The organism is Microbacterium tumbae (assembly GCF_054780175.1).
Map to the genome: position 1 here is coordinate 424,246 of NZ_BAAGWV010000003.1, position 25,991 is coordinate 450,236.

At 66.5% G+C, this 25,991-nt stretch carries 24 protein-coding genes; 19 read left to right on the plus strand and 5 right to left on the minus strand.

The window, feature by feature from the left end:
* Nucleotides 1–8: 8 nt before the first annotated feature.
* From nrdH to ACYVGQ_RS13815, 10 genes are all read left to right on the plus strand, one after another.
* Nucleotides 9–242, plus strand: coding sequence for a glutaredoxin-like protein NrdH (gene nrdH / locus ACYVGQ_RS13770; RefSeq protein WP_236125277.1), 234 nt, complete (start codon nt 9–11; stop codon nt 240–242).
* Between the two features lie 15 nt (nt 243–257).
* Nucleotides 258–692 (plus strand): class Ib ribonucleoside-diphosphate reductase assembly flavoprotein NrdI, encoded by a 435-nt coding sequence (nrdI, locus tag ACYVGQ_RS13775; protein ID WP_460785214.1) that lies wholly within the window; start codon nt 258–260, stop codon nt 690–692.
* Nucleotides 689–2,833, plus strand: coding sequence for a class 1b ribonucleoside-diphosphate reductase subunit alpha (gene nrdE / locus ACYVGQ_RS13780; RefSeq protein WP_460785215.1), 2,145 nt, complete (start codon nt 689–691; stop codon nt 2,831–2,833). The genes nrdI and nrdE overlap by 4 nt, the downstream gene beginning before the upstream one ends.
* A gap of 113 nt (nt 2,834–2,946) precedes the next feature.
* Nucleotides 2,947–3,927, plus strand: a complete 981-nt coding sequence (gene nrdF / locus ACYVGQ_RS13785; protein ID WP_460785216.1) for a class 1b ribonucleoside-diphosphate reductase subunit beta — start codon at nt 2,947–2,949, stop codon at nt 3,925–3,927.
* Nucleotides 3,928–4,551: 624 nt separating this feature from the next.
* Nucleotides 4,552–5,634: a tyrosine-type recombinase/integrase gene (locus ACYVGQ_RS13790; RefSeq protein ID WP_460785217.1), complete on the plus strand. Its 1,083-nt coding sequence runs from the start codon at nt 4,552–4,554 to the stop codon at nt 5,632–5,634.
* 171 nt (nt 5,635–5,805) lie between these two features.
* A complete protein-coding gene (locus ACYVGQ_RS13795) occupies nt 5,806–6,357 on the plus strand; it encodes a type IV toxin-antitoxin system AbiEi family antitoxin domain-containing protein (RefSeq protein WP_460785218.1) in 552 nt (183 codons plus the stop codon).
* Nucleotides 6,350–7,264 carry a nucleotidyl transferase AbiEii/AbiGii toxin family protein gene (locus tag ACYVGQ_RS13800; protein ID WP_460785219.1) on the plus strand — a complete coding sequence of 305 codons (915 nt, stop codon included), beginning with the start codon at nt 6,350–6,352 and terminating at the stop codon, nt 7,262–7,264. Before ACYVGQ_RS13795 ends, ACYVGQ_RS13800 begins: the two co-directional genes overlap by 8 nt.
* Before the next feature lie 599 nt (nt 7,265–7,863).
* Complete coding sequence (locus ACYVGQ_RS13805) at nt 7,864–9,501, plus strand: DUF262 domain-containing protein (RefSeq protein ID WP_460785220.1); 1,638 nt, start codon at nt 7,864–7,866, stop codon at nt 9,499–9,501.
* A gap of 222 nt (nt 9,502–9,723) precedes the next feature.
* On the plus strand, nt 9,724–10,797 hold the full coding sequence (locus tag ACYVGQ_RS13810; protein ID WP_460785221.1) for a DUF4238 domain-containing protein: 1,074 nt from the start codon (nt 9,724–9,726) through the stop codon (nt 10,795–10,797).
* 242 nt (nt 10,798–11,039) lie between these two features.
* A complete protein-coding gene (locus ACYVGQ_RS13815; RefSeq protein WP_460785222.1) occupies nt 11,040–11,483 on the plus strand; it encodes a hypothetical protein in 444 nt (147 codons plus the stop codon).
* 727 nt (nt 11,484–12,210) lie between these two features.
* Here the strand turns inward: ACYVGQ_RS13815 and ACYVGQ_RS13820 are convergent.
* Nucleotides 12,211–13,329 carry a LacI family DNA-binding transcriptional regulator gene (locus ACYVGQ_RS13820; protein ID WP_460785223.1) on the minus strand — a complete coding sequence of 373 codons (1,119 nt, stop codon included), beginning with the start codon at nt 13,327–13,329 and terminating at the stop codon, nt 12,211–12,213.
* Between the two features lie 170 nt (nt 13,330–13,499).
* Between ACYVGQ_RS13820 and ACYVGQ_RS13825 the strand changes: the two genes are divergently transcribed.
* The 6 genes from ACYVGQ_RS13825 to ACYVGQ_RS13850 are packed head-to-tail and all read left to right on the plus strand — an operon-like array spanning nt 13,500 to nt 19,996.
* Entirely contained in the window at nt 13,500–14,513 is a 1,014-nt protein-coding gene (locus ACYVGQ_RS13825; RefSeq protein WP_460785224.1) for a substrate-binding domain-containing protein, read from the plus strand.
* 31 nt (nt 14,514–14,544) lie between these two features.
* The gene (locus ACYVGQ_RS13830; protein WP_460785225.1) at nt 14,545–15,570 is read left to right on the plus strand and encodes an ABC transporter permease; all 1,026 of its coding nucleotides are present in this window, start codon (nt 14,545–14,547) and stop codon (nt 15,568–15,570) included.
* The gene (locus ACYVGQ_RS13835; protein WP_460785226.1) at nt 15,567–16,337 is read left to right on the plus strand and encodes an ATP-binding cassette domain-containing protein; all 771 of its coding nucleotides are present in this window, start codon (nt 15,567–15,569) and stop codon (nt 16,335–16,337) included. Before ACYVGQ_RS13830 ends, ACYVGQ_RS13835 begins: the two co-directional genes overlap by 4 nt.
* Nucleotides 16,334–17,821: a mannitol dehydrogenase family protein gene (locus tag ACYVGQ_RS13840; RefSeq protein WP_460785227.1), complete on the plus strand. Its 1,488-nt coding sequence runs from the start codon at nt 16,334–16,336 to the stop codon at nt 17,819–17,821. Before ACYVGQ_RS13835 ends, ACYVGQ_RS13840 begins: the two co-directional genes overlap by 4 nt.
* Nucleotides 17,822–17,837: 16 nt before the next feature.
* A complete protein-coding gene (locus tag ACYVGQ_RS13845) occupies nt 17,838–19,331 on the plus strand; it encodes a mannitol dehydrogenase family protein (RefSeq protein WP_460785228.1) in 1,494 nt (497 codons plus the stop codon).
* Nucleotides 19,328–19,996, plus strand: a complete 669-nt coding sequence (locus ACYVGQ_RS13850; RefSeq protein WP_460785229.1) for a nucleoside/nucleotide kinase family protein — start codon at nt 19,328–19,330, stop codon at nt 19,994–19,996. The genes ACYVGQ_RS13845 and ACYVGQ_RS13850 overlap by 4 nt, the downstream gene beginning before the upstream one ends.
* Here ACYVGQ_RS13850 and ACYVGQ_RS13855 read toward each other — a convergent pair.
* Complete coding sequence (locus tag ACYVGQ_RS13855) at nt 19,991–20,815, minus strand: SDR family NAD(P)-dependent oxidoreductase (protein ID WP_460785230.1); 825 nt, start codon at nt 20,813–20,815, stop codon at nt 19,991–19,993. The genes ACYVGQ_RS13850 and ACYVGQ_RS13855 overlap by 6 nt on opposite strands.
* Nucleotides 20,812–21,591, minus strand: coding sequence for an SDR family NAD(P)-dependent oxidoreductase (locus ACYVGQ_RS13860; RefSeq protein ID WP_460785231.1), 780 nt, complete (start codon nt 21,589–21,591; stop codon nt 20,812–20,814). The genes ACYVGQ_RS13855 and ACYVGQ_RS13860 overlap by 4 nt, the downstream gene beginning before the upstream one ends.
* A gap of 123 nt (nt 21,592–21,714) precedes the next feature.
* On the opposite strand from ACYVGQ_RS13860, the gene ACYVGQ_RS13865 reads away from it, so the two are divergent.
* Complete coding sequence (locus tag ACYVGQ_RS13865) at nt 21,715–22,635, plus strand: AraC family transcriptional regulator (RefSeq protein ID WP_460785232.1); 921 nt, start codon at nt 21,715–21,717, stop codon at nt 22,633–22,635.
* Between the two features lie 13 nt (nt 22,636–22,648).
* Here ACYVGQ_RS13865 and ACYVGQ_RS13870 read toward each other — a convergent pair whose 3' ends face one another.
* The gene (locus tag ACYVGQ_RS13870; RefSeq protein WP_460785233.1) at nt 22,649–23,734 is read right to left on the minus strand and encodes a lipocalin-like domain-containing protein; all 1,086 of its coding nucleotides are present in this window, start codon (nt 23,732–23,734) and stop codon (nt 22,649–22,651) included.
* 174 nt (nt 23,735–23,908) lie between these two features.
* On the opposite strand from ACYVGQ_RS13870, the gene ACYVGQ_RS13875 reads away from it, so the two are divergent.
* Nucleotides 23,909–24,505 carry a TetR/AcrR family transcriptional regulator gene (locus ACYVGQ_RS13875; RefSeq protein ID WP_460785234.1) on the plus strand — a complete coding sequence of 199 codons (597 nt, stop codon included), beginning with the start codon at nt 23,909–23,911 and terminating at the stop codon, nt 24,503–24,505.
* Nucleotides 24,506–24,650: 145 nt separating this feature from the next.
* Here the strand turns inward: ACYVGQ_RS13875 and ACYVGQ_RS13880 are convergent, their stop codons facing one another.
* Complete coding sequence (locus tag ACYVGQ_RS13880; protein ID WP_460785235.1) at nt 24,651–25,688, minus strand: GTP-binding protein; 1,038 nt, start codon at nt 25,686–25,688, stop codon at nt 24,651–24,653.
* 74 nt (nt 25,689–25,762) lie between these two features.
* Between ACYVGQ_RS13880 and ykgO the strand changes: the two genes are divergently transcribed.
* Nucleotides 25,763–25,885 carry a type B 50S ribosomal protein L36 gene (ykgO, locus tag ACYVGQ_RS13885; protein WP_415112234.1) on the plus strand — a complete coding sequence of 41 codons (123 nt, stop codon included), beginning with the start codon at nt 25,763–25,765 and terminating at the stop codon, nt 25,883–25,885.
* Nucleotides 25,886–25,991: the final 106 nt, after the last annotated feature.

Genomic DNA, 25,991 nt, shown 5'->3' on the forward strand with positions numbered 1-25,991 from the left:
GAACAGAAATGTCGATCACGGTCTACACCAAGCCTTCGTGCGTGCAGTGCAACGCGACCTACCGCGCGCTGGACGCCAAGGGCATCGAGTACGAGATCCACGACCTCTCCGAGGATGCCGCGGCGCTCGAGCAGGTCAAGGCGCTGGGCTACCTGCAGGCGCCGGTCGTCGTCACCGACGAGGACCACTGGTCGGGCTTCCGTCCCGACAAGATCGACGAGCTCGCGTCTCGTCTGGCGTAAGGAGAGGGCCCGATCATGAGCGCCGTCGCCACCGCCGCGCCGCTCCTGGTCTACTTCTCCAGCACCTCGGGCAACACGGCCAGGTTCATCGAGAAGCTGGGCCTTCCCGCGCGGAGGATCCCGTTGCTCCGCAACGAGGAGCCTCTCTCGGTGGATGAGCCCTTCGTCCTCGTCACCCCCACATACGGCGGAGGCCAGGGTCGTGGCGAGGAGCAGGGCGCAGTGCCCAAGCAGGTGATCCGATTCCTCAACGACGAGGGCAATCGGCGCCACCTGCGCGGAGTGATCTCCGCAGGGAACACCAACTTCGGCGAGTCCTTCTGCCTCGCCGGTGACATCATCAGCCGCAAGTGCCACGTGCCTCACTTGTACCGGCTAGAGATCTTCGGCACACAGGACGATGTCGATCGCGTGACCGACGGATTGGAACGACGGTGGGTACTGCAGTGACGGAAACGGTGGCGTTCAAGGCGAACCCCGCATACGAGGGGCTCGACTACCACGCTCTCAATGCGATGCTGAACCTCTACGACGCGAACGGGAAGATCCAGTTCGACGCCGACAAGCGCGCCGCGCGGGAGTACTTCCTGCAGCACGTGAACCAGAACACGGTGTTCTTCCACTCCCTCAAGGAGCGCCTGGACTACCTCGTGGAGAAGGAGTACTACGAGGGCGCCGTCATCGAGAAGTACTCGTTCGACTTCGTCCAGCGCCTGAACGACCTCGCCTACTCGAAGAAGTTCCGCTTCGAGACGTTCCTCGGCGCGTTCAAGTACTACACCAGCTACACGCTGAAGACGTTCGACGGCAAGCGCTATCTGGAGCGCTTCGAGGATCGCGTCGTGATGACGGCCCTCGCCCTGGCAGACGGCGACGAGCAGGTCGCGATCGACCTCGTCGAGGAGATCATCTCCGGTCGCTTCCAGCCGGCCACCCCGACCTTCCTCAACGCCGGCAAGGCGCAGCGCGGCGAGCTCGTCAGCTGCTTCCTCCTGCGCATCGAGGACAACATGGAGTCGATCGCCCGCGGCATCAACTCCGCCCTGCAGCTGAGCAAGCGCGGGGGCGGCGTCGCACTGCTGCTGTCGAACATCCGCGAGTCCGGCGCCCCGATCAAGCAGATCGAGAACCAGTCGTCCGGCATCATCCCCGTCATGAAGCTCCTGGAAGACAGCTTCAGCTACGCCAACCAGCTGGGAGCCCGCCAGGGCGCCGGCGCGGTGTACCTCAACGCCCACCACCCGGACATCATGCGCTTCCTCGACACCAAGCGCGAGAACGCCGACGAGAAGATCCGCATCAAGACCCTCTCGCTGGGCGTCGTCGTGCCGGACATCACGTTCGAGCTCGCGAAGAACGACGAGGACATGTACCTGTTCTCGCCCTACGACGTCGAGAAGGTCTACGGCGTGCCCTTCGGCGACATCTCGGTGTCCGAGAAGTACCGCGAGATGGTCGACGACCCGCGGATCAAGAAGACCAAGATCAACGCGCGCGAGTTCTTCCAGACCATCGCCGAGATCCAGTTCGAGTCGGGCTACCCGTACATCATGTTCGAGGACACGGTGAACAAGGCCAACCCGATCAAGGGCCGGATCAACATGTCCAACCTCTGCAGCGAGATCCTGCAGGTGAACACGCCGACCACGTACAACGAGGACCTCTCGTACGACCAGATCGGCAAGGACATCTCCTGCAACCTCGGCTCGATGAACATCGCCCTGGCGATGGACGGCGGCGACCTGGGCGCGACGGTGGAGACCGCGATCCGCGGTCTGACCGCGGTGAGCAACCAGAGCCACATCGCATCGGTCCGCTCGATCGAGGACGGCAACGACCGCTCCCACGCGATCGGCCTCGGACAGATGAACCTGCATGGCTACCTCGCCCGCGAGCACGTGTACTACGGCTCGGAGGAGGGCGTCGACTTCACGAACATCTACTTCTACACGGTGCTGTTCCACGCGCTGCGCGCCTCGAACAGGCTCGCGATCGAGCGCGGCGCGGCCTTCGACGGCTTCGAGGACTCCACTTACGCCTCCGGCACGTTCTTCGACAAGTACATCGAGCAGGCCTGGGTCCCCGCGACCGAGAAGGTCAAGGAGCTCTTCGCCGGTCACTTCGTGCCGACGCAGGCCGACTGGGTCCAGCTGAGGGAGTCCATCCAGAAGCACGGCATCTACAACCAGAACCTCCAGGCGGTGCCGCCGACCGGCTCCATCTCGTACATCAACAACTCGACGAGCTCGATCCACCCGATCGCGTCGAAGATCGAGATCCGCAAGGAGGGCAAGCTCGGCCGCGTCTACTACCCGGCGGCGTTCATGACGAACGACAACCTGGAGTACTACCAGGACGCCTACGAGATCGGCTACGAGAAGGTCATCGACACCTACGCCGCGGCCACTCAGCACGTCGACCAGGGCCTGTCGCTGACGCTGTTCTTCAAGGACACCGCCACCACGCGCGACATCAACAAGGCGCAGATCTACGCATGGCGCAAGGGGATCAAGACGATCTACTACATCCGCCTGCGCCAGCTGGCGCTCGAGGGCACCGACATGACCGAGTGCGTCTCCTGCATGCTGTAGCGATTCGGATCGATGCGACGAAGTCGTGTTGATGCGAGTCGGTGCAAGGTTGAGCGAGGCGCGCAGCGCCGAGTCGAAGCCCCGCGACGTTCCGACCACGATCTAGGAAAGAAATGACCCCTCCCGAACCGCTCAAGCTCGTCGACCACGTGCAGGCGATCAACTGGAACCGCATCCAGGACGACAAGGACCTCGAGGTCTGGAACCGCCTGGTGAACAACTTCTGGCTGCCCGAGAAGGTGCCGCTGTCCAACGACATCCAGTCGTGGAACACGCTCACCCCCGAGGAGCAGACGCTCACGATGCGGGTGTTCACCGGCCTGACGCTCCTGGACACGATCCAGGGCACGGTCGGCGCCGTCTCGCTCATCCCCGATGCGATCACCCCGCACGAGGAGGCCGTCTACACGAACATCGCGTTCATGGAGTCGGTGCACGCGAAGAGCTACTCCTCGATCTTCTCGACGCTCTGCTCGACCAAGGAGATCGACGAGGCGTTCCGCTGGTCGGTGGAGAACCCGAACCTTCAGAAGAAGGCCCAGATCGTCATGGACTACTACCGTGGCGACGAGCCGCTCAAGCGCAAGGTCGCCTCGACCCTGCTGGAGAGCTTCCTCTTCTACTCGGGGTTCTACCTGCCGATGCACTGGTCGTCGCGGGCGAAGCTCACGAACACGGCCGATCTCATCCGCCTCATCATCCGCGACGAGGCCGTGCACGGCTACTACATCGGCTACAAGTACCAGCGCGGGCTCGAGACGCTCGACCAGGCGAAGAAGGACGAGCTGAAGGACTACACGTTTTCGCTGCTGTACGAGCTCTACGACAACGAGGTGCAGTACACGCAGGACCTCTACGACGGCGTCGGCCTCACCGAGGACGTCAAGAAGTTCCTGCACTACAACGCCAACAAGGCGCTGATGAACCTCGGCTATGAGGCGATGTTCCCGTCCACGGTGACGAACGTGAACCCGGCGATCCTGTCGGCGCTCTCCCCGAACGCGGACGAGAACCACGACTTCTTCTCGGGTTCGGGCTCGAGCTACGTCATCGGCAAGGCCGAGGCCACCGAGGACGACGACTGGGACTTCTAGAAGTTCAAGATCTGGCCCGGCCCTGAAAAGGGCTGACGGGAGGCCCGGACCTGCAGGTTTCTGCAGGTCCGGGCCTCTTTTCGTGCCACATCGAATGGACAGAAGGGGACAGAAGTGTACTTTTCGCAGGTTCTTGCTCGGTGCCGGGCTATCGAGGACAGAGGGGCGGCCCGAAGACGAGTACTTTCTCCAGGTCCGAAGCAATTTTGGCGGGATCCTCAATGGACAGAAGCTGCCAGAGATGGACGTTTAGCGACACTCAGAGGGGCACAGGAGTGGCACGTCCGCATCCTCCGAGCGGCGGCGGAGCGGTCACCGACCGCGACCGTCGTGCCACTACGGGCCGAAGGGACCGAACTCGACACAGTCAGAGTTCCCGGAATCTGCGCTTCGAGACGTCGGGAGCGTTGCGTGCATGAGGCGGTGCTGCATGCCACTCGAGTCCCTGGGTGACTACAGGAGGAGAAGATGAGAGACGCGACGAAGAGGGGAGGCGCGGGATCTCGACGAGAGGCATGGGGCAGTTTGCGAAAGCTGCCGTCGGGGCGCTGGCAGGCCCGGTACGTGGGCCCAGACAGAAGGGAGTACACAGCTCGGACGGAGGATGACAAGTCGCTGACGTTCTTGACGAAGACCGACGCTCGCACCTGGCTCGCCGGTGTTCACACGAGGATCGCTCGCGGTGACTGGGAGCCGCCTGCGACACTCGCGGCACGGCTTCGGGCTGAGGCTGCTGCCGAGAAGGCGAGGTCGATCGGATTCGCCGAGTATGCAGAACGGTGGCTTGAGGCGGTGCGCACCGAGCCCAACCGCAGCGGCAAGATGCGGACCGACGGCACTGTCCGGTCCTACCAAAGCAAAGTCACCGGATATCTGGTTCCCGAGTTCGGGGACCTTCCGATCCGAGAGATCGATCAGGCCCGGATTCGGGCGATGGCCGAGCGACTGGACAGGATTCCGTCGACGTTGAACCCGAAGTCCGAGTTCAACGGGATCACGCGGCCCGTGCTGATCGTGCTCAAGATGATCTTGCGGCGTGCGGCCAGGGATCAGATCATCCCGGCGGTGCCGGACATCTCCGTACCCCGGCAGAAGGCAGTGCGTCACGATGCCGACCATGACCCCGACGAGGATCTGGCGACTCCCGCCCAGATCGAGGCGATGTACGAGGCGACTCCGGACCTTTGGGCCATCATGGTCCTCCTCGCTGCTTGGTGCCAGCTGCGGCGCGGGGAGTGCCTGGGGTTGCAGCGCCGTGACATCGAATGGCGCGACGACGGTAGCGCCACGCTGCATGTGCGTCGGCAGCTCAACGCGAGCACGGGTGACTACACGGATCTGAAGAGCGATGCGGGGAAGCGGTCGCTCAGCGTTCCGCGTCTCATGCGCGACCGGCTTGAAGAGCATCTCCGTATCAACGTGGCGCCCGAAGGCGCGGCGCCACTGGTGCCGGCTGTCGTCCGCGGAAGCCTACCGCTGTCCAACACGCGATGGGGCTTTATCTGGGCTGACAGTCGGGCTGCCGTCCACGGTTTGCCCTGCAGGTTCCGATTCCATGACCTGCGGCACACAGGACTGACGATGTTCGCCCAGGAAGGCGCGACGCTGGCAGAACTTATGCGCCGTGGAGGGCACGCAGACATCAGCGTCGTGCTTCGCTACCAGCACGCCACGATGACCCGCGACCGCGAACTCGCCGATCGATGAGCGAACATGTCGCGGCCCGTCTCGCGGCCGCGAAGAAGGAGGCGCACAAGTCGTGACGGGGAGAGGCCATGCACGGGTGGGCGTGGGGCGCCTTACTTTGTTGTGGCTAGTGCGAGTGCGAAAAGTAGGCCATTTGTGGCATACTTTTCGCATCAGGGATGAGAGGGAATCATGCTTCGCAAGGACCTCTGGGATGTCGCCCTCGACCAGTACGGATTTGTTACGGAACGGGACGCTCGGAACTTAGGAGCTGCACCTGGGGAGCTCGCTCGCCTTGCACGTCGGGACAAGCTCGAACGGGTGGGCCACGGCATCTACCGATTCCCAGAACTCCCCGCCACCGAGCGCGATGAGTACATGCTGGCCGTCCTGTGGGCGAATACCCCGGACGCCGCGCTCAGCCATGACACCGCGTTGGCTGTGTACGAGCTCTGCGATATCAACCCGGACCGAATCCACGTCACCATCCCCAAAGGTCATCGAATCAACAAGCGTGGCGGAGGCGCCTACATCCTTCATCACGCACGCCTCACCGAAGCGGACCTCTCCTGGTGGCAGGGCATCCGCACCGTCACAGAGAAGACGGCCATCCAGCAGGGAATCGACACCGGCGTCCCGGTGCATCTGCTTCGAGCGGCCATCGACACCGCTCGCGAACGGGGCCGGATCACCGTCGCTGAGGTGACAGACCTGACAACGCAGATCGAATCAAAGTATGTCTGACGACCCTTTCGCCGCGCTCCCTGAGAAGGATCGCACTCCTGCAAGCGCCCGGGTGCTGGAACAGTGGGTGCATCAGGCATCAGCGACGCTCGACACGAACGCTGCCCGTACAGGGTGGATTCTGGCGTCCACGATCGTCGTCGCTGCGCTCCAGCGAGCGTTGGGTCACGATCGGCAGCCGCTCTTCCTGCTCAAGGGCGGGGTTTACCTCGAACGACGACTCGGTGCGTCGGCACGGGCGACGCGCGATGTTGACACTCTCTTCCGTGGCTCAGTGGAGGAGTTCGTTCTCGCCCTGGACGAGGCGCTGGCTCAGCCATGGGGTCCCGTCGCCCTTTCCCGCTCGACGATCCAGACGATCGACGCTCCTCGAATCGTGAAGCCGCGCCGCTTCGACGTGCTGCTGTCGCTTCGCGGTGTCACATGGCGACGCGTCCAAGTCGAAGTGGCCTTCGACGACGGGCACGTCCGCGAGATCTCGGACCGGGTCGCAGCGCCCTCCACCGGTTTCTTCGGCATTCAGACTCCTGACGCGCTCGTGGGGATCGCGATGGCCTACCAGGTCGCACAGAAGCTTCACGCATGCACAGACCCCCACGAGCCGCCCACATTCGTGAACGACCGGGTTCGCGATCTCGTTGACCTCCTTTTGATCAAGCATGCGTACTATCCGACGTCGGGATCGCTCGATGGGGTGCGGGAGGCCGCGCTTGACGTCTTCCAAGTACGAGCCGCGGAAGCAGCCCAGATCGGGATGCACCTGCGCTCGTGGCCGCCCACAATCGTCACGAACCCCCTCTGGGCGCGCACCTTCGCGATACCGGCGGAGCAAGCCGGCGTCTCATCGACACTCGATGAGCTCATCGCGGAACTCAACGAATGGATCACCGCGATCGACAACGTGTGACCGCACAACTGACCCGATGCCGCGTTCTGCCGTCGTCGTGACGAGGGTCATCGGGTGGCGCGACCGCTCCTCCCATTCCCGGCGGGCACGGAGTTTGAGATGGTGGATCCTCAGCAACGACCTGCTTCCGGGGATTGTCACGGCCAGTCGAGCGTTTGGCGATCCATATCCGGGCAATGCGCGCAACGGGAACGTGCGCGGGCATCGGCTCACAGGACCGGAGCGTGAGGAGTGTAACCGTCGACGTTCGGTGGCGGCGTGATTGAGCCTGCCTAAGTCCGACCTTCGCGATGCTCCCCGACTCTGCGGATTTCCGTCTTCGCCGAGTTGCGCTAGTGCTCCGACGACCTGTCCGAGGCGAGCCACGCCATCGATCAAGCGCCCGACATCGGGCATGAGTCTCGTCCACGTAAAACTCTGGCGATCATTTTCGACTCGAGCATGGCGCTGGCCGGGCGGGTCCGCGCGAGTGGGAAGCATCCTCACGCTAACGTCAACTGCAGTCGCACGTGTGCTCATTGCGCGCGCACAACGTGATGACGCAGGGCGTTCGAACCGCGATCGCCGCTGCTGGCCCGCGCGCATCGTGGAGGAACTAGATGGCTGACCCGACCCAGTTCGATCATGACCGAATCAGTCATCTTCTCGCCGATCGGTGGCTCGAGGTACCTGCGTTCCAGCGCAGCTATTCGTGGGACGAGGGCAACGTCATCGATTTCCTTCGCGATATGGAAACGGCGCGCAAGAAGAAGGCTGCCTACTTTCTTGGCACGGTCGTGTTTGCGAACGACAAGGAGTCAGACCGGCAGAAGATCGTGGATGGGCAGCAACGTCTCACCACAACAGCGGTACTGCTAGTCGCTATTCGTGACCGATTGAGGGACTTCAAGAAGGAGAAGTCAGCTACGCACATCGATGAGACCTACCTTCGTGGGTTCGACCTCGCCACCGAGGAGTACGTCGAGCGATTGATATTGAACCCGGAGGATCAGCCCGTCTACGACATTCTCCTCGCACGTGGAGCGCTCCCTGAAGTCGGAGCGTCCAAGCTCGCGGACGCGTACCGTCACGTCGTCAAGTACCTGCAGACGTTAGCACCAAGCGAGTCGGATCATTCCAAGCTGATTGAACTCACCAATCAGCTCGAGGAGTCTGTACAAGTGTTGGTCGCGGTGGCTTCCGACCTCCCCGAGGCATACGTCATCTTTGAGACGCTCAACGATCGCGGTGCGGACCTCACTACAGCCGATCTCCTAAAGAATTACCTGTTCAGCCAGGCGAAGCACAACTTCTCGTTTGTTCAGGCCTCTTGGATCAAGATCAGTGGCGAGTTCGACAAGTCTGAGGACTTCGTCAAGTTCATCCGCTACGACTACATGTCGCGGAATGGGCACGTCACGGCGCGAGGACTTTACAAGGCGATGCAGAGCGACATCGGAGTCGGCCCCGCAAAAGCCAAGGCGTACATCAACCGGCTCGACGAGGCACGAAAGGTGTATCTGGCTTTGCGGGACGTCGACAGCGCGCTATGGGACTCGCTCGACTTCGACACGCGCGACTACGTTCTTGCGCTACGCCGTTTTGGGCTGGAGAGCAGCTATCCGCTAATTCTTGCTGCCTTCGCGAAGTGGAAGGATCAGCGTAAGGCGACCAAGTTGTTCATCAAGGTAACGAACTGGTCAGTTCGTGCGCTGTTTGCAGGAAAACTCGGCGGAAGTGTTGCCGAGAAAGCGTTCAGTGTCGCTGCCAAACAGGTCAGCGAAGGAAAGGCGAATAACCAAGAGGACGTCAAGAGGGTCCTGTCGAGCCTCATGGTCGAGGATGCTGAGTTCATCTCAGACTTCCGACGGTATGGCAACGTGACGCTGCCGCGGGCAAGGTACCTTCTTGCGATGATCGAGCGCGCCCAGCGGGCGAAGGACGGAGAGTCGCTGGAAGGCCTCCCGGATTGGTCGAGCAGAAGCGTGACACTTGAGCACTTGATGCCGCGCGCCGAGGCCAAAAACAGCGAGGCCAAACTCGGCTACGTCGAGACGCTCGGCAACATGGCACTTCTCGAGAAGGCCCTCAATAAGGGGCTTGAAGACAAACCCTTTGAGAACAAGAAGAGTGAGTACGCGAAATCGGTCTTCAAGGTGACGTCCGCGTTGGCCAAGGAACCGTCATGGGAGAAGGCGGACGTTGATCGGCGCATGGAGAATCTTGCAAAGCTGGCCGCGCGCGCCTGGCCAGCCTGAGTGAGGCCGTGCAAGCAGCCATCGCCGCTTCCGACGTCCGGCCGGAGGATCGTCGAGCAAGTTGTCTGCCGTCGGGTCGGTCGGTTGTGCGATAGTCGGTCCCTGACCGAGCGTTGGTTTCCGGTACCAGCCCTTGGTGTGTGATTGTCGGCGCGGCCGCGGACAACTCGACATTCAGCCTCGCCCGGCTGTCGCGTCGGAGGCTCGTGTAAAGATTCCACCATGGGACGGATGTATCAGCTCGCCAGTGACGCGGGTGCCGAGCGGCTGGCACGGGAATGGTACGACTCCATTGATCGCAAGGGCCAGGTGGGCACGCGGCACCACATTGTGCCCCGTACCATCCTGCGCCGCTTCGCCAACTCGGGACAGATCCGCGTTCGCGATCGGTTTACGGGCAAGCTGCGACTCGTTTCAGTCGGTGATCTCTCGGTCAAGAACTTCTATACCTTCGTCGATCTCGACATGCTGCCAAACGGTGCGATGGAGGTCTGGCTCAGCGAGGTGGAGGCTGAGTTCGCGCGCGTTGTCCGCCCATTCTTTTCGACGACGGCCTTCGGCCAGGCGCGCCCGCCCACGGGGATGGACCGTTTCGCCCTTGATACGTTCGTGGCTGTGCAGGCGTTGCGCGGAATGCGGACCCGTCGCGCGATGGAGATCGTCGCCGACTACGGCATGAAGCTGGTCAACCAGGACAAGCTCGACGTCACCGAAATCCACGGGTTGGAGATCGTGCCGCACCAGAACGAGCACATTCGGTTCATCCAACGTGCGAGCGAGCAGTTGGCAGATCACTTGGCGGGGAGGCCGGTCTCAGTGGTGCGCTTCGACGAGACGCTGTTGGTGGTCAGCGATGAACCAGTTGTGCTCACGCCGCGAGACGGAACCCCGAAGGGCGATCTGCGCAAGCGGCTTCAGATCAACGGAGAACGTGTGTCGCCCCGGGACCTCGTGCAGATATCCAATGGTCGAGACGTGGGTTTCTTCGACGCCGAAGAGGTTGTGCTCCCTCTCAGCCCGCGCCACGCCCTCGTGTACGGAGATTTCCAGTCACCAACGCAGATGCCCGCGACTTGGACCATCCATGGTCAGGAAGGCACTCGAGTCGCTCGCGAGTTGAATCGCCTCCAAGCACGTGGCGCGTTCGGCTGGGTCGCAGCGCACCCCGATGGACCACACCTCGCACAGATTCCGTGGCCGCCGCCCGCGCCCGCCGCCACGATCTACGACGACCACAGCGTTCCGGCAGCAGTCGCGAACGGCCGTCCTCACGCCCGGCCGCACCGGTTCAACTAAGTCGCTGAGCCCAAAGTCGAGGGTTCAGGGGCCGACGGGGTTGCCAACCTTGCACTCCACGTCCGCTTAACGGTCTGGAGTGCAAACGTCCCGGTGCTCTCAGACGCAAGTTGATGGCTAAGCAATTGCGGAATCTCAGGGCTGCAGTCGTGGTGCGCGGCGGCGCGGAGGCGTGAGGCGCTACTCTGCGCTTGATGGATACGACGACTCTCAACACGATTGTGACAATTGTAGGAATCGGCGTGACAGTCGTCGCAATCGTCCTTGGCGTCATGGGCTTTCGCCGCCGTCGAGTGAAGCCGCACTGGACAACACCAGCGTGGAAGATGGTGCGCGTCAAGGTACGCACAACGGTGGTGCCTGTGCTCAGGGTGGACTGGGGCGTTCGGGGCCACGCTGACATCCATGACGTTCTGTGCACGGTCTCGGGTCCCCAGGGCAACACAAGGGACCTGACGTGGCCGAACGGGACCGTTCAGATGGGCAAGGACTTCTTCACATACGTGAGCCTCATAGATGGCGCGCCATTCAACACGTTGATCTCATCGCCGGTAGATATCGGCAAGCCGGTGACGTCGATGCTCGACCGGGCAGTGACGGGTCGATACACGTTGAGGGTCCGGTGGTCTGAGGAGATTCGGCCCTCAAAGCTTCGTGAAAGGACCTTCTCTCACACCGTCGAGTAGTCCAGCAGCGGCTCTTCGCGCCTGCCAAAAGAGGTTGCGCCTCCGCTTGCGGGCCGGTTGTCCGCATCCCGGTAGCTGAGCGTGGATAACTCGCACGAACCGGCTCTCCGGCTGTAGCCCATTTGGACGACAAGAGAGGGTTGCTTCGGCTGCGCGTATACGCCGCCCGATGCTCTGCACGATCATCGCGCCCTATGGGTGCGAGGACCGGCGGTTCAACGCTCGAGGTTTCGCGAGCGCGGAGCAGTCTGCGGACGCCGCCTTGAAAGATGTCGCAGCAGAAGCGTCGGCGACAAGAAGGACGTGGAAGCAGTCCGTGACGGCGACCACTTTGGTAAGCAGAAACCCTACGGATGTCTGTCATCAGCCGGTGCTCCTCCGTAGACTGAACCCGATGAGAACCGCGTAAACATGCGGATTCTCAGCGATTCGCCATCCCGCCCGGATCCAGCTCGAGCCCGTCAGCTGTTCTTGATTCAAGTCCCCGATCACATCTGCCAGGCGAGTATGCTTCGTTGCGTACAGCGTGGCCTGCGTCGGCGGGATCAGTTCCGCGAACCAGTGGCACGTAAAGGGCACGAGCAGTCGGCAGAGCCGAAGAAACCGCAGGATTCCGCGCCTCGAGAGCACATGGGTCAGACCTGGGACTTCTGAGGTCTTGATCTGATCCGGGCCTCACCGGTCTGCAGGCCGGAGCCTCAGGGGCAGAGGAGGCCGGAGGGCGGCATTACGCATCAGTCCGATGCGACGGGGAATGCACCTCCGCGTCGCCGGGCGCAGGGGCGACGGACCCGCGTTCGACCAGGGTGCTGCGCAGCTCGAGGGATTCCTGGCGGTGCGTGTCATCCTGCACCGTCTGCAGCAGCAGTTCGACCGCCGCGCGGCCGAGGTCGGCGATCGGGCGCCGGATGACCGAGAGCGGCGGCTGGAAGACCGGCGCCCAGGGCGTGTCGTCGAAGCTGATCAGGGACAGATCCTCTCCGATGCGCACGCCGAGCCGGTTCGCCGCATCCATGACCGCGAGCGCCGCGTCCGAGTTCGTGGTCAGGACGGCAGTGGGCGGACGCGGTCCGGAGAGCAGCGCGAGCACCGCGGTCGTCGCGGTCTCGTGCACGGGAGACACATAGACGGGCGGGTGCGTCGCAGGGTCGATGCCGTGGCCGCGCAGTGCTGCCCAGGCGCCGGTGACGCGTTTGAAGATCGTCGAGACGGTGGAGCCCGGATCGTCGGGCCGGACGACGCGCCGGTCGGAGGTGTTCACGACGATCCCGATGTCGCGATGCCCCTGTGCGATCAGGAGGCTGACCGCCTCGTAGGCGCTGCGGTCGTCGTCGGTGGTCACCGAGGGCGCGTCCAGGCCCTGCACCGTGCGGTCGAGCAGCACGATCGGCGGCACCGACCCCGCTCCGCGCTGCAGATGGGAGACGTCTTCGGGGGATGAGGGCACCAGGATGATGCCGTCTACGCGCTTCTCCCAGAGCACGCGGATCGCATCGCGCTCCACGGACAGGCTCTCACCGGTGTTCAGCACGAGAACCTGGTACCCGTGCTCCGCGGCGGTGTCGACGATCGCGCGCGTGGCCTGGTCGAAGAAGGTGTTGCTGATGTCGGCGATCACGAGACCCAGCGTCTGGGAGGAGCCCGCCGACATGGCGCGCGCGAGAGCGTTGACACGGTAGTCGAGCTCGCTGGCCGCCTGCCGGATGCGCGCCTTGGTCTCCTCCGTCACGAGGGGGGAGTCGCGGAGCGCGCGCGCCGCCGTCGACTTCGATACGCCCACCATCCGCGCGACGTCCTCCAGCCTCGGCGGCTTGCGCGCGTGCGGCTGCTCGTGTTCCTGGGGCACGTGATCTCGCTTCTCTGAACGTCCTCCCGGGATTCTACTTGACACCGGTCTCATTGTCTCGCATACTCAATCGTGCAAGGAATGACACCGGTTGTATCGCCCGAAATGATACCGGTGTCATCGTCAGGAGACATCCCACGCGCCCCGGCGCGTCCTCAAAGGAGAGTCAGATGAAGAAGATGTTCAGAGGCGTCGCGCTCCTCGCGGCCTTCGGCGCGATGACGACGGCGGTGGCAGGATGCTCGGCATCCGGCCCCGAGCCGACCGGCGCGGACGCCGCTGCGTCGTATGACGTGGCCTTCGTGGTGGGAGCGGCGTCCGATCCGTTCTTCCAGGCCATGAAGGTCGGCGCGGACGAGGCGGCCGCGGAGCTCGGCGTGACCCTGCAGTTCCAGGGCGACGCGACGACCTATTCCTCGGCCACGCAGATCCCGGTGGTGAACCAGGCGCTGGCGACCTCGCCCGACGCCCTCATCATCGGACCGACCGACCCGGTCGCGTTGCAGCAGGTCGTCGACCGTGCGGCGGCCACGATGCCGGTGGTCAACGTCGACACGAGCGTGGAGGACCTCGACGACGTCCTCACCTTCATCACCGGCGACAACGAGGACGGCGGCGCGAAGGCGGCGGATGCGATCGCACAGGGCATCGGCTACCAGGAAGGCGAGACGTATCAGGTGGCCGTCGGCCTGAGCTCGGCGACGTCGACCACGAACGTCGCCCGTCTGAAGGGGTTCACCGATCAGCTCGAGAAGGAGTATCCGGGGATCGAGGTCGTCACGACCGCCTACTCCGAATCCAACCCCACCAAGGCCAACACCAACGTCAACAACTGGCTCACCGCGTACCCCGACCTGGACGGCATCTTCGCGATCGACGGAACCAACGGGACCGGCGCCGCCGCGGCGCTGCAGGCCAAAGGCCTCGTCGGCGAGGTCGCTCTGGTCGGCTACGACGCCTACAAGGCCAACGTGGATCTGCTCGAACAGGGCGTCTTCACCGCGCTGATCGCCCAGGACCCGGCGGAGATGGGGCGCCTCGCCGTGCAGGCCGTCGTGGCGCAGCTGAGCGACGAGGGCGTGGACGGCATCGATCCGCTGCAGACCCTGCCGAACATCATCCTCGACGCGGACACCAGCGCAGACGACCTCGCGACGTACACCTACGTCGAGTCCGCGGACTGACCCCGTCATCCCACCCCGATCAGGAGCGAACATGAGCACCGAGACGAGCGTGATCCGATCACGCGACGAGGACGCCGCACGAGACGGCACGAGAAGAAGGCCGTTCGGGCCCTTCGCGACGAACCAGGCGTTCATCCTGGCCGTCATGGTCGCGTTCTTCAGCATCGTGAACCCGAGGTTCTTCTCGATCGGGGTCTTCGGCAACATCCTGGTCGACTGGGCGCCCATCGCGCTCATCGCCGTGGGACAGCTGTTCGTGATCGTCAGCGGCGGCATCGACCTCTCCGTCGGGTCGACGCTGACGATCTCGGGCGTCGTGGCGGCGTTCGCGATGCAGGGGGCGGTCGGCGGCGGTATCGCCGACCCGTTCGCGATCCTGATCGGGGTCTCCGTCGCCGTCGCGACGGGCGCTGTCGTCGGCCTCGTGAACGCGGCGCTCATCAACCTGGCCGGTCTCGTGCCGTTCATCGCCACGCTCGTCACCCTGGGAGCAGGGGCGGGCATGGCCCTCGTGCTCACCAAGGGCGCGCCGATCGCGGGCGGCCCATCCGGGGCGATCGCGCTCAGCGTGCCGTGGCTCGGCCCGCTCTCCTGGCCCGGCATCGCGACCATCGTGATCATCGTGATCGCGGGGCTGTTCCTGCATCAGGCGCGTTTCGGTCGTTACGTCTTCGCCATCGGCGGCAACGCCTTCGCCGCGACGGCAGTGGGCATCGGCGTCCGTCGCCAGCTCACCTACGTCTACACCCTGTCGGGCGTCCTCGCCGGGCTCGCAGGCATGGTCGTGTATCTCACGCTGGGCGCGGGCTCGCCGAGCTCCGGCGCGGGACGAGAACTGCTCGCGATCGCGGCGGTCGTGATCGGCGGGGCCAGCCTCGCCGGCGGCACCGGCACCATGAGCGGCACCGTGCTGGGCTCGCTCATCCTCACGACCGTGACGAGCGGACTCATCGTGATCAACATCGACCCGAACTGGAACCAGGTGGTGGTGGCGCTCATCATCGCGATCGCTGTGGCGCTGCAGATGCTGCGCACGTCGAACCGGAGGAAGGCATGAACGCATCGGAGCCGGCGCTCTACGAGGCCCGCGGCGTCTCGAAGAGGTACGGGAACGTCGTCGCGCTCGACGACGTCGACTTCTCGCTCCGCGCGGGCGAGGTCGTAGGACTGGTCGGCGACAACGGCGCCGGCAAGTCCACTTTCGTGAAGGTGCTCTCCGGAGCGCACCTGCCCGACGGCGGCGAACTGCTGCTCGACGGTGAGGTGCGGCGCTGGAAGTCGCCGCACGATGCGCTCCTCGCCGGCATCGAGACCCTCTACCAGGACTCGGGGCTGGCGCCCAACCTCAGCATCAGCGCGAACATGTTCCTCGGTCGTGAGACCGTGCGTCGCGGATTGCTCGGAAAGCTCGGGTTCCTGGCCAACCGGCGCATGGACGCCGCGGCGCACGCCGAGCTCGAGAAGGTCGGGATCGGCGTCCCCGCCTCCGACCGCACGGTTGCCGAGCTGTCGGGCGGACAGCGTCAGGCGGTGGCGATCGGACGCGCCGTGACCTGGGCCCGCAAGGTCATCATCCTCGACGAGCCGACCAACCATCTCGGTGCACGGCAGTCCAACGAGGTGCTCGATGTGATCCGGGAGGCGAAGGCGCGCGGTCTCGGCGTCATCTTCATCTCGCACACGCTCCCGCATGTGCTCGAGGTGACCGACCGCGTGGTGGTGTTCCGACTCGGACGCATCGTCCGCGACGCGCCGACCTCCGAGTTCGACGCCGAGAGCCTGCTGGGCACGATCACCGGTCTCCTCCGGACGGATCCGGCATGAGCCCGCGCACGCTCGCGCGCGCGGCCCTGCCCGCGCTGCCCGCGCAGGTGGGGCGCCCCGGCTACGCTCCCGAAGACCTCCGCACCGGCATCGTGCACATCGGCGTGGGCGGGTTCCACCGCGCTCATCAGGCCGCGTACGTCGACCGCCTCCTGGAGCATCAGGACCAGCGGAGCTGGGGCATCGCCGGGCTCGGCCTGCTCGAGGGCGACCGTGCGATGGACCGGGCGCTGCGCGATCAGGACAACCTGTACACCCTGGTGACCCGGGCGCCCGGGGGCGAGAGCGAGGCCAGGGTGATCGGTGCGCTCACGCGGTACGTCCTCGCGCTCGAGCACCCCGAGGAGGCGCTCGCCCTGCTGACGAGCCCCGAGACGCGGATCGTCTCCCTCACGATCACGGAAGGCGGCTACCCCGTCGACCAGCGCACAGGGGAGTTCGATCCCGCTGTGCCGGCGGTCGCGGCCGACCTCGTCCACGATGACGGGGCGCCGCATACCGTGTTCGGCCTGATCGTCGAGGCGCTCCGCGCGCGGCGCTCGCGCGGCGTCGACGCCTTCACGGTCATGTCGTGCGACAACATCCAGGGCAACGGCGACATCGCCCGCCGCGTCGTCGTGGGCTTCGCGCGCCGGAGAGACCCGGCACTGGCCGCTTGGATCGAGGAGCACGGCGCGTTCCCCAACTCGATGGTGGATCGCATCACGCCCGCCACGACGGACGACGGACGCCGTCTGGTCGCCGAGCGCTTCGGCATCGCGGATGCCTGGCCGGTGATCTCGGAGTCGTTCACGCAGTGGGTGCTGGAGGATCGCTTCGCCGCCGGCCGACCCGCGTTCGAGCGCGTCGGCGTCACGATCGTGGACGATGTCAAGCCGTACGAGGCGATGAAGCTGCGGCTGCTGAACGCCTCGCATCAGGCCGTGGGCCACCTCGGCCTGCTCTCGGGGTACCGCTACGTCCACGAGGCCGTCGACGACCCGGTGATCGCGGACTTCCTGCGCGGGTACATGACCGACGAGGCCTCCCCGACGCTTCCTCCGCTTCCCGGCGTGGATCTGGAGCGCTATCGGAGCGAGCTGCTGGAGCGCTTCGCGAACCCGGCGATCGCGGACACGCTCTCCCGGCTCGTGACCGACGGCACAGACAGGATCAGCACGTTCCTCGTGCCCGTCCTCGCCGACCGGCTCGCCTCCGGAGCCTCGATCGATCACATCGCCCTGATCCTGGCCGCGTGGTCCGAGCAGGTGCGCACGACCGTCGCCGCCGGCGGCCCGGCGGCGCTCGACGACTCCCGGCGCGAAGAGGTGTCGGCCGTCGTGCGCGCGGAGACTCCGGGCGGTGCCGAGCTGCTGCAGCTGTCGATCTTCGGGCCTCTCCGTGAGGACCCGCGTCTCGTCAACGCCTATCGCCGCGCGCGGCAGGACCTCGGCGCCCTCGGCCCCGGGGTCGCGATGCGCGCCCTGTCGACCCGAACCGAATGAGGAGCAGCACCCCCGCATGACCATCCTGAACGCCGCCCTGCTCGCCCGCCCGCCGCACGACCTCCCCGTGCCGTCGTACCCGCGCGACTCTCTGACCTGCGGCATCGTCCACATCGGGGTGGGGCACTTCCACCGCGCGCATCAGGCGATGTTCCTCGACCGCCTGCTGCGCGCGGGCGATGCCTCCGAGTGGGCGATCCGAGGCATCAGCATGCGCGCAGACGCGGCGACCGCCGGGTTCGCCGCGCAGGACCACCTGTACACCCTGACGGAGAAGCATCCGGACGGCCGCAGGACGACAGCGGTGATCGGCTCGATCATCGGCTTCGACAGCGCCGCGGACGGCACGTCGACGGCGGTGGAGCTGATCGCCGATCCTGCGACTCGGATCGTGACGCTCACGGTCACGGAGGGCGGCTACGGCATCGATCCCGCGACGGGGCGCTTCGGCGGAGACGGCGATGCCGCGATCGCGCACGATCTGGAGCATCCCGGCTCCACCCGCTCGTGGCTCGGCCTGCTCGTGTCGGCGCTGCGGCTGCGGCGCGACAGGGACGCCGGCGCGCTCACCGTGCTGTCGTGCGACAACGTCCAGGACAACGGGGCGGTCACGCGCGATGCCGTGCTCTCGTTCGCGAGCCGAGTCGACCCGGAGCTGCGCGGATGGATCGAGGCTCATACCGCGTTCCCCGGCTCGATGGTCGACCGCGTGGTCCCCGCCACCACGGCTGCGGATCGCGAAGACCTCGCCGACCGCTTCGGCCTCGTCGACGCGTGGGCGGTGACGGCGGAGCCGTTCGCCCTGTGGGTGGTCGAGGATCGGTTCGCGAACGGACGGCCGTCGCTGGAACGAGCGGGAGTGGAGCTGGTGGACGACGTCGCGCCCTACGAGCGGATGAAGCTCCGGCTCGCGAACGGCGTGCACCAGGGTCTGTGCTTCTTCGGGCGGCTGCTGGGACACGAATACGTGCATCAGGCCGTCGCGGATCCCGACGTGCACCGCTTCCTGCTGCGCTACATCGACGAGCAGGCCGTGCCGTCGCTCGATCCGATCCCCGGCGTCGACTTCCGTGCATGGGGACGCACCGTGCTCGCGCGCTTCGGCAACCCTCAACTGCGGGATCCCCTCGCGCGCATCACGGCGGAGACGTCCGACCGGATCCCGAAGTTCGTGCTCCCCGTCGTGACGGACCTGCTCGATGCGCGGGCCGACACGAGCATCTGCGCCGCGATCGTGGCGAGCTGGGCGAGGTACGCCCAGGGCGTGGACGAGCAGGGCGCAGAGATCGTCGTGGTCGATCCCTGCGGCGCGCAGGTGCGCCAGGCGGCTCTCGACGATCTCGAGCGCCCCGGTGCGTTCCTCGATCTCGACCTGTTCGGCGCGGCGGGGCGGGACCCCGGCTTCAGATCGGCCTTCATCGCCGCGCGTGAGAGGCTCAACCGTGAGGGAGCGCGAGCGGCGCTCCGCGCCTTCGCAGGACGTGCCGAGGAAGGGCAGGACGCCGGATGACGGAGCGGATCACGGTGAGCGAACTCGCGCTCGAGGAGCTCGTGGCGCGGGCCGAAGCGCTCGCGCAGAGCGGAGAGCGGAGGATTCTCGGCATCTGCGGCACGCCGGGGGCCGGTAAATCGACCTTCTGCGCGGCGCTCGCCGCGGCTCTGGGCGACCGGGCCGCGGTCGTCGCGATGGACGGCTTCCATCTCGCCGACGATGAGCTGATCCGGCTCGGACGTCGCGATCGGAAGGGCGCTCCAGACACCTTCGACGTCGACGGCTACGCGGCCCTGCTCCGGCGCCTGCGCGCCGAGGCCGCCCGAACGGTGTATGCGCCGCGCTTCGACCGCGGTCTGGAGGAGTCCATCGGCAGCGCGGTGCCCGTGCCGGCGGCCGCTCCGCTCGTCATCACGGAGGGCAACTATCTGCTCCTGCCCGGGGAGGGGTGGGATGCCGTGCGCGAGAGCCTCGACGAGGTCTGGTATCTGGACGTCGCCCCCGCGGTGCGCGCCGATCGCCTGATCGGCCGTCGTCGTCGTTTCGGCGATGCCCTGGATGCGGCGGCCGCCTGGGTGCACGCGGTCGATGAGCCCAACGCGGCGGTGATCGAGGCCACGCGGATGCACGCGGACCTCGTCCTGCACCTCACGACCGTGCTGGACGGAGCAGAGCGTTCATGATCGCGCCTTCGCCGCGAACGGGCGAAGCCTCGTCCAGTACAGCTCCGTCAGCTTCTCGCGGTTCGAACGGTCGGTGACCTCCGCGCTCGGCGCCACGGGCTCGTCGCCCTCGAGATACGACCCGGACGGCACGGCAGCGGTCGCGGCGTACAGCACATGCGCGGCCCCGTGATCGGGCGATCCGCCGATGCGTCCCATCATGGCCGCGCTGAGCGGTGTGTCGTTGAGCCCGGGACAGAGGGCCACCACCGTCGTCGAGGTGTCCGCCTCCTCCTCGGCGAGCAGCCCCGACCAGGTGACCATGGCGAGCTTGGCCCGTGCATAGGCCGCGACCGGCGAGTAGCCGTGCGCGAGATCGACGTCGGAGAAGTCGAAGCGCTCGACGCGATGGGCGGACGAGCCCACGTTGACGATGCGCGCCTGCGGCGCGAGGCTCGGAACCAGCAGCCGCGTCAGCAGCGCGGGGGCGAGGGCGTCGACCTGCAGCGTACGCTCGAAGCCGTCGTCCGTGAGGATGCGGCTCGGCGGTCCTGGCGCTCCGGCATTGTTGACGAGCAGATCGATGCCCGAAGGGGCGAGGGCGCGGATCTGCGCGGCGAGTCCGACGACCGCATCCAGCCGGGTGAAGTCGGCCGCGACGTAGTGCACCAGAGCGGGGCCGTCGCGGCGCAGCGACCGGAGCAGGCCCGTCATCTCGGCCGGTTCCTGAGGCCCGTGCAGGATGACGGTTCCGCACGTCGCGACGAGCCGCCGGGCGGTGGCCTCGCCGATGCCGCTCGTGGCGCCGGTCAGCACTGCGGTCCCGACCCGCACGGTCACAGCGCGTATCCTCCGGCGACCTGGATGTCCTCACCGGTGATCCAGGCGGCCTCGTCGGAGACGAGGAAGGCGATCACACGGCCGATGTCCTCCGGCTCGCCGAGGCGGCCGAGGGCCGTCTTCGCGGCGATGCCGTGCGCGATGTCGGGGTACTTCTCGAAGGCGTCGTCTCCGATGCGGGTGCGGGTCGGCCCCGGAGCGATGGTGTTCACGCGGATCCCCCGCGGCCCGAGCTCCTGCGCGAGGTACCGGCTCGCGACGATCAGGCCGGCCTTCATCCCGGCGTAGGCGGAGTATCCCTCCTGCGTGTCCCCAGGCCGGGCGGAACTGCTCGAGACGCTGAGGATCGAGCCGCCGTCCGCCAGCAGGGGCAGCAACGCTCGGGCGAGGAGGTACGGTCCGCGCAGGAGGGTGCGGTAGTAGCCGTCGAAGGCCTCCTCGGTCATGTCGGCGAAGGCGCGTCCGCCGCCGAAGCCGCCGTTGTTGACGAGCGCGGTGAGCCGATCGGCTCCCCACTCCTCCCGCAGGACGTCGGCGACCTCGGTCGCGAAGGCCGGGAAAGCGGAGGAATCGGCCAGATCGAGACGGAGCGCGCGCGCCCGTCCGTCGATCCCGCGGATCGCGTCGACAGTGATCTCGGCCTCCTCGGCTCGTGATCGATAGGTCACGACGACGTCGAAGCCGCGGCGGGCGAGCTCTACGGCGGCGCTGCGGCCGATGCCGGCGCTGGCGCCGGTGACGAGGGCGACGGGGGCGGTGGTCTGTGCGATGCTCATGCTTCGAGTCAAGTCGCGTGTGCGCTCCCGGTGGTAGGGGAATCCGCGCGGATCCTTGCCCGATCCTGCCTCTCGCGGCATGATCGGGTGGCCGATGCGTGCCCCCGATGGTTGAATCGCTGCATGTCTCTGCAAGAATTGCGCGCACTCGTCGAGCGTCACGCCCGCCCGGGGATCACTCGTACCGCGATTCCCGGCGTCTCCGTGGCGCGGATGGACTCCCCGGGCCATCAGGACGAGTCGTCCACAGGGACCGTGCTCGCCGTGGTGGCGCAGGGGACCAAGCGCCTCTCGATCGGCAGCGCGGTGCATGACTACGGCCCTGGCGAGTACCTCGTCGCCTCGATCGACCTGCCGGTCACGGGGCAGTTCCTCGACGCGACGCCCGAAAGGCCCGCTCTCGGCTTCGGGCTCGAACTGCATCCGGAGGTCGTCGCCGAGCTCATGCTCAGTCCGGCCGCGGCGGAGTTCGGCCGGCCGGGGCGCGGGGAGTCGTCGCCGTCCGCGATCGCCGTCGGGATCTCTTCCGGCCGTCTGCTCGATGCGGCCGCGCGGATGCTGCGCCTGCTCGATCATCCCCGCGACATCCCTGTGCTCGCGCCCCTGATCGAGCGGGAGATCCTCTGGCTCATCATGTCGGGGGAGCGCGGCGCGACCGTGCGTCAGCTGGGGCTCGCCGACAGCAGCCTCAACCGGGTGCGGCATGTGGTCCGATGGATGCGCGAGCGCTACGCGGAGCCGGTGCGCGTCGAACACCTCGCCCAGCGGGCGCGCATGAGCCCGTCCGCCTTCCACCGTGCCTTCCAGGCCGTCACGGCGATGAGCCCCATCCAGTACCAGAAGAACATCCGGCTGCAGGAGGCGCGACTGCGGCTGCTGCAGAGCCCTGGCGATGTCGCGGCGACCGCCTTCGCGGTGGGCTATGAGAGTGCTTCGCAGTTCAGCCGGGAGTATCGCCGCCAGTTCGGTGCGGCGCCCAGCCGCGACGTCGCGGAGCTGCGGCAGGCGGTCGAGCGCGGGATCCGTGCGCCGGTTCAGGGATGAGGCCCGCGGGTGGTCACGCGCCGGCGGGCTCGCGGGTGCGGCCGAAGTACGTGAGCTCCCAGATGCCGGGGTCGCGCTCGGTCTCCACGATCTGTCCGTCGACGATGCACTCGACGGTCACCGAGCCGGTGAACCGCAGGTAGGCGCCGTCGATCCTCGCCAGCCGCACGAACATCCGCAGCAGCGCGGGATCGACGTCGCGCGCCAGGATGCGCCCGATCGTCCTCTCGCGCGCGAACGTCACCCGGTACTGCTCCGCGTCGCCGCGGTACGTGTAGACGATCCGATCCGCGACGGGCTTGCCGCTCTCAGGGTCCGGTGACACATCGAGCAGCTGGAGGGCGACCCTCGACGCGTCGTCGGCGACGATCTTCCCATCCCGCGCGAGCATGAAGATGGAGATCTCGGCGTCCCCGTACCTCTTCTCGGCGACCAGCCAACTCGCGATCACGGAGTACGGTCCCGCCTGCGCGCGGCCCCAGTACCAGTGATTCATGAGGCGCATCATGGTGGCGTCGCCCCAGTTGTGATCGTGATAGCCGATCCCGGTCAGCTCGGTCGTGGCGCCGCGCTCGGTGATCCTCGCGGTGACCTCGCCCTGGGGCACCGCGGGAAGCCAGGCGAACAGATGCTCGTCCTTCGCGCCGAAGAGGAAGTGCCCCGTCTCCGGCCGCCAGGCGGGCACCTGCGCGCGCAGGACGACGTCGACCGTCAGGTCCGGATGCACCGCGTGGATCTCGTATCGATCGCCGAGATCGCGGAACGTGGACTCGCCCATCCGCACATCGCACCGTTCGGTCGAGAACGTCGCGTCCTCGCGGCGCACCCTGCTCGTCAGCTCGAGCTTCTCCTGTCCTGGACGCTCGAGCTCGATGCTGATCTGAGGGTTCAGGCCGCTCCACGTCGCGAGGCTCGGCTTGGTGAAGAAGGTGATCACGAGCGAGCTCCCGTCCTCGAGGTGCGCGTCGAAGTACCACCACTCGTAGCTGTTGCGGCCGCCGGAGGTCCGCAGGCCGTCCTCCCAGGGCGCGATGCGCTCGGGGGAGAGCCCGAGACGGGTGTAGTCCGCGGGGCGGTCCGCGGTGCGTGCCGACGTCATGATGTCCTCCGTTCGCGCCGATCGTCGGCGCTTTATTCTGACGACTGTCAGAAAGTGTAGCCCATTCCCGCACGCCGGACGATCGTGACGGCGCCGGATCCGCGTCGGGAGCGCGGACGGCAGGTCGGACGCGGCGAGAGCGGTTATGGGGGATGCTGGATGGCGGAGGTGGCGATGACCATCGGGTTGAGCGAGGACGAGATCCTCGGACGCGGGCTGGATGCCTTCGCCGAGCTGGGGTACGACGCTGCATCGGTGCGGGAGCTCGGCAGGCGCATCGGGGTGAACCACAACTTCATCAATGATCGCTACGGCTCCAAGCTCGCCTTCTGGCGAGCCGTCGTCGACTACGCCATCGCCCAGCTCGGGGAGGACGAGCAGCCTGAGCCCGAGGATCCGGCCCTGGCGCTGTCGCACCGCGTGCGCGCGCTGTTCCGCACGGCTGCACGACGTCCGCAGCTGTACCGGCTCGTATGGGACGAGGCCTCCCGGGACACCGAACGCCTCGACTACCTCTTCGAGAGATATCTGAAGCCCGCCGTCGAGGAGACGCTGCCCGTCGTCGCCGACGCCGTGCCCGAAGGCGCGGTGCTCCCCATCGATCTGCTGTACTTCGTGCTCACCGGGGCGATCTCGGGCATCGTCCAGGAGCCTCTCGCCCACAGGCTGGGGCGTTCGCGCATCTCGGACGATGCACAGGGCGACAGGATCGCCGTCGCCGATGCGCTGGCCTCCTCCGTGCTGTCCGGCGTCCTGGGGCGGGGGCGCTAGTCCTGCGGCGCGAGCGTCGATCTCGGATGGCGCTTCTGCTCGCGGTGGTCCTGCGGATCATGGCCGTCGTCGTCTTCGTCCATCTACGGCTCTGGCGAGCTTCCGCTTCACCATCGCCTCCTCGCGCGGACGAGCGCGGCCATGCTCACTCCGCCCGCCCGGCCGCGGCCCGCCAGGCGGGGAAAGGATCGGGGAACCGCGCCCATGCCCGGGCGTCGGCGGTGAGCTCCTCGTCGCTGAGCGCCACCTCATCCAGGGCGGAGGCGAGCGCAGGGGCGTCGAGGTCGAGGCCGATGAACGCCAGGTCCTGTCCGACGGCGAGCAGATCGGCGTCGTCGGCGAGATCGTCGTCCCGGCCGACGGGCGCGAAGGAGATCATCCGGCCGACGTGATCCCACTGGGCGACGATCTGCGAACGGGTGGCGAACCGGCAGAACCCTGCAGAGCGGATCACGGTGCCGAACTCGCCGGGCTCGATCCTCTCATCCAGGAGGCGCATCAGCCGGCCGGGATGCAGGGGGCGCACATTCTCATAGCGGAAGGCGCTGACGCGGGGGTCGGTCAGATGCGGTTCATGGTCCCCGTTGAGAAGGGCGATCCAGCCCGGGCGCTCCTGCCCGATCGCGTACGCGGCGGCGGGCTCCCACCGATCGACCGGCTCCCGATGCAGGCGCACCCTGGCGTGCGGGCTCAGGTGGCTGACCAGCGCCATCACCGTCGACAGGTCCTTGGTGGTCAGTGCGGACCAGTTCACCAGCGAGATCACGGAGGCGTACTCGAGCTGGTTCACCGCGAGCAGGGCGTGCGCGATGTGCACACCCTGCGGGGGGTGCAGGCCGGGACGGGCCGGGCGGTGCGCGTAGCCGTCGCCGTCGAGGTCGTGCAGCAGATGCGCGGCATCCGCGACGCAGACCACGCCGGTCAGGCGCGTCGGCGCGTCCGGAGCCGCGAGCGCACCGATCAGCTCCGTCATGCCGACGGACGAGGAGAACTCGATCACGGCGCCCGCCCCGCGGTCCGACCACGTCGCGAGCGATATCGCCTCATCGAACGGATCCGGCGTGTGCGCGAGGAGCCGGGAGGAGATGAACGCCCTCTCCGTGAGGGCGGAGAGCCGCTTCGCGTAGCGCAGCCGCTCCGGTTCGCAGATGCCGACCACCGCCAGTACATCGATCTGTTCCACCCTGGACCTCCTGTCTCGCGGACGCCGGCGCGACGTCTATAGTTAATGATAACGATTCTCAATAGGAGGTGGAAATGAAGGTTCGAGCATCGATCAAGTCGCTGAAGAACCAGCCGGGAGCGCAGGTGGTCCGGCGGCGCGGCAAGGTCTACGTGATCAACAAGCTCAACCCGCGGTTCAAAGGCCGTCAGGGCTGAACCGCCGGCGGGGCGCGGCCATCGGCCCGTCCCGCCGACGGCTCTGCACCCCTGCGGGACCCGAGCCCGCGGGGGGCTCATCCTCAGACGACGCATCAGCGTCGAG

Excerpts from the sequence above, each read along its gene's own strand:
- ACYVGQ_RS13860 (WP_460785231.1), bottom strand. The coding sequence starts at position 21,591 with ATGAGCATCGCACAGACCACCGCCCCCGTCGCCCTCGTCACCGGCGCC.
- ACYVGQ_RS13870 (WP_460785233.1), bottom strand. The coding sequence starts at position 23,734 with ATGACGTCGGCACGCACCGCGGACCGCCCCGCGGACTACACCCGTCTC.
- nrdI (WP_460785214.1), top strand. The coding sequence starts at position 258 with ATGAGCGCCGTCGCCACCGCCGCGCCGCTCCTGGTCTACTTCTCCAGC.
- ACYVGQ_RS13830 (WP_460785225.1), top strand. The coding sequence starts at position 14,545 with ATGAGCACCGAGACGAGCGTGATCCGATCACGCGACGAGGACGCCGCA.
- ACYVGQ_RS13795 (WP_460785218.1), top strand. The coding sequence starts at position 5,806 with ATGCTTCGCAAGGACCTCTGGGATGTCGCCCTCGACCAGTACGGATTT.
- ACYVGQ_RS13825 (WP_460785224.1), top strand. The coding sequence starts at position 13,500 with ATGAAGAAGATGTTCAGAGGCGTCGCGCTCCTCGCGGCCTTCGGCGCG.
- nrdH (WP_236125277.1), top strand. The coding sequence starts at position 9 with ATGTCGATCACGGTCTACACCAAGCCTTCGTGCGTGCAGTGCAACGCG.
- ACYVGQ_RS13875 (WP_460785234.1), top strand. The coding sequence starts at position 23,909 with ATGACCATCGGGTTGAGCGAGGACGAGATCCTCGGACGCGGGCTGGAT.
- ACYVGQ_RS13845 (WP_460785228.1), top strand. The coding sequence starts at position 17,838 with ATGACCATCCTGAACGCCGCCCTGCTCGCCCGCCCGCCGCACGACCTC.
- ACYVGQ_RS13810 (WP_460785221.1), top strand. The coding sequence starts at position 9,724 with ATGGGACGGATGTATCAGCTCGCCAGTGACGCGGGTGCCGAGCGGCTG.
- ACYVGQ_RS13850 (WP_460785229.1), top strand. The coding sequence starts at position 19,328 with ATGACGGAGCGGATCACGGTGAGCGAACTCGCGCTCGAGGAGCTCGTG.
- nrdF (WP_460785216.1), top strand. The coding sequence starts at position 2,947 with ATGACCCCTCCCGAACCGCTCAAGCTCGTCGACCACGTGCAGGCGATC.
- ykgO (WP_415112234.1), top strand. The coding sequence starts at position 25,763 with ATGAAGGTTCGAGCATCGATCAAGTCGCTGAAGAACCAGCCGGGAGCG.
- ACYVGQ_RS13840 (WP_460785227.1), top strand. The coding sequence starts at position 16,334 with ATGAGCCCGCGCACGCTCGCGCGCGCGGCCCTGCCCGCGCTGCCCGCG.
- ACYVGQ_RS13805 (WP_460785220.1), top strand. The coding sequence starts at position 7,864 with ATGGCTGACCCGACCCAGTTCGATCATGACCGAATCAGTCATCTTCTC.
- ACYVGQ_RS13835 (WP_460785226.1), top strand. The coding sequence starts at position 15,567 with ATGAACGCATCGGAGCCGGCGCTCTACGAGGCCCGCGGCGTCTCGAAG.
- ACYVGQ_RS13865 (WP_460785232.1), top strand. The coding sequence starts at position 21,715 with ATGTCTCTGCAAGAATTGCGCGCACTCGTCGAGCGTCACGCCCGCCCG.
- ACYVGQ_RS13800 (WP_460785219.1), top strand. The coding sequence starts at position 6,350 with ATGTCTGACGACCCTTTCGCCGCGCTCCCTGAGAAGGATCGCACTCCT.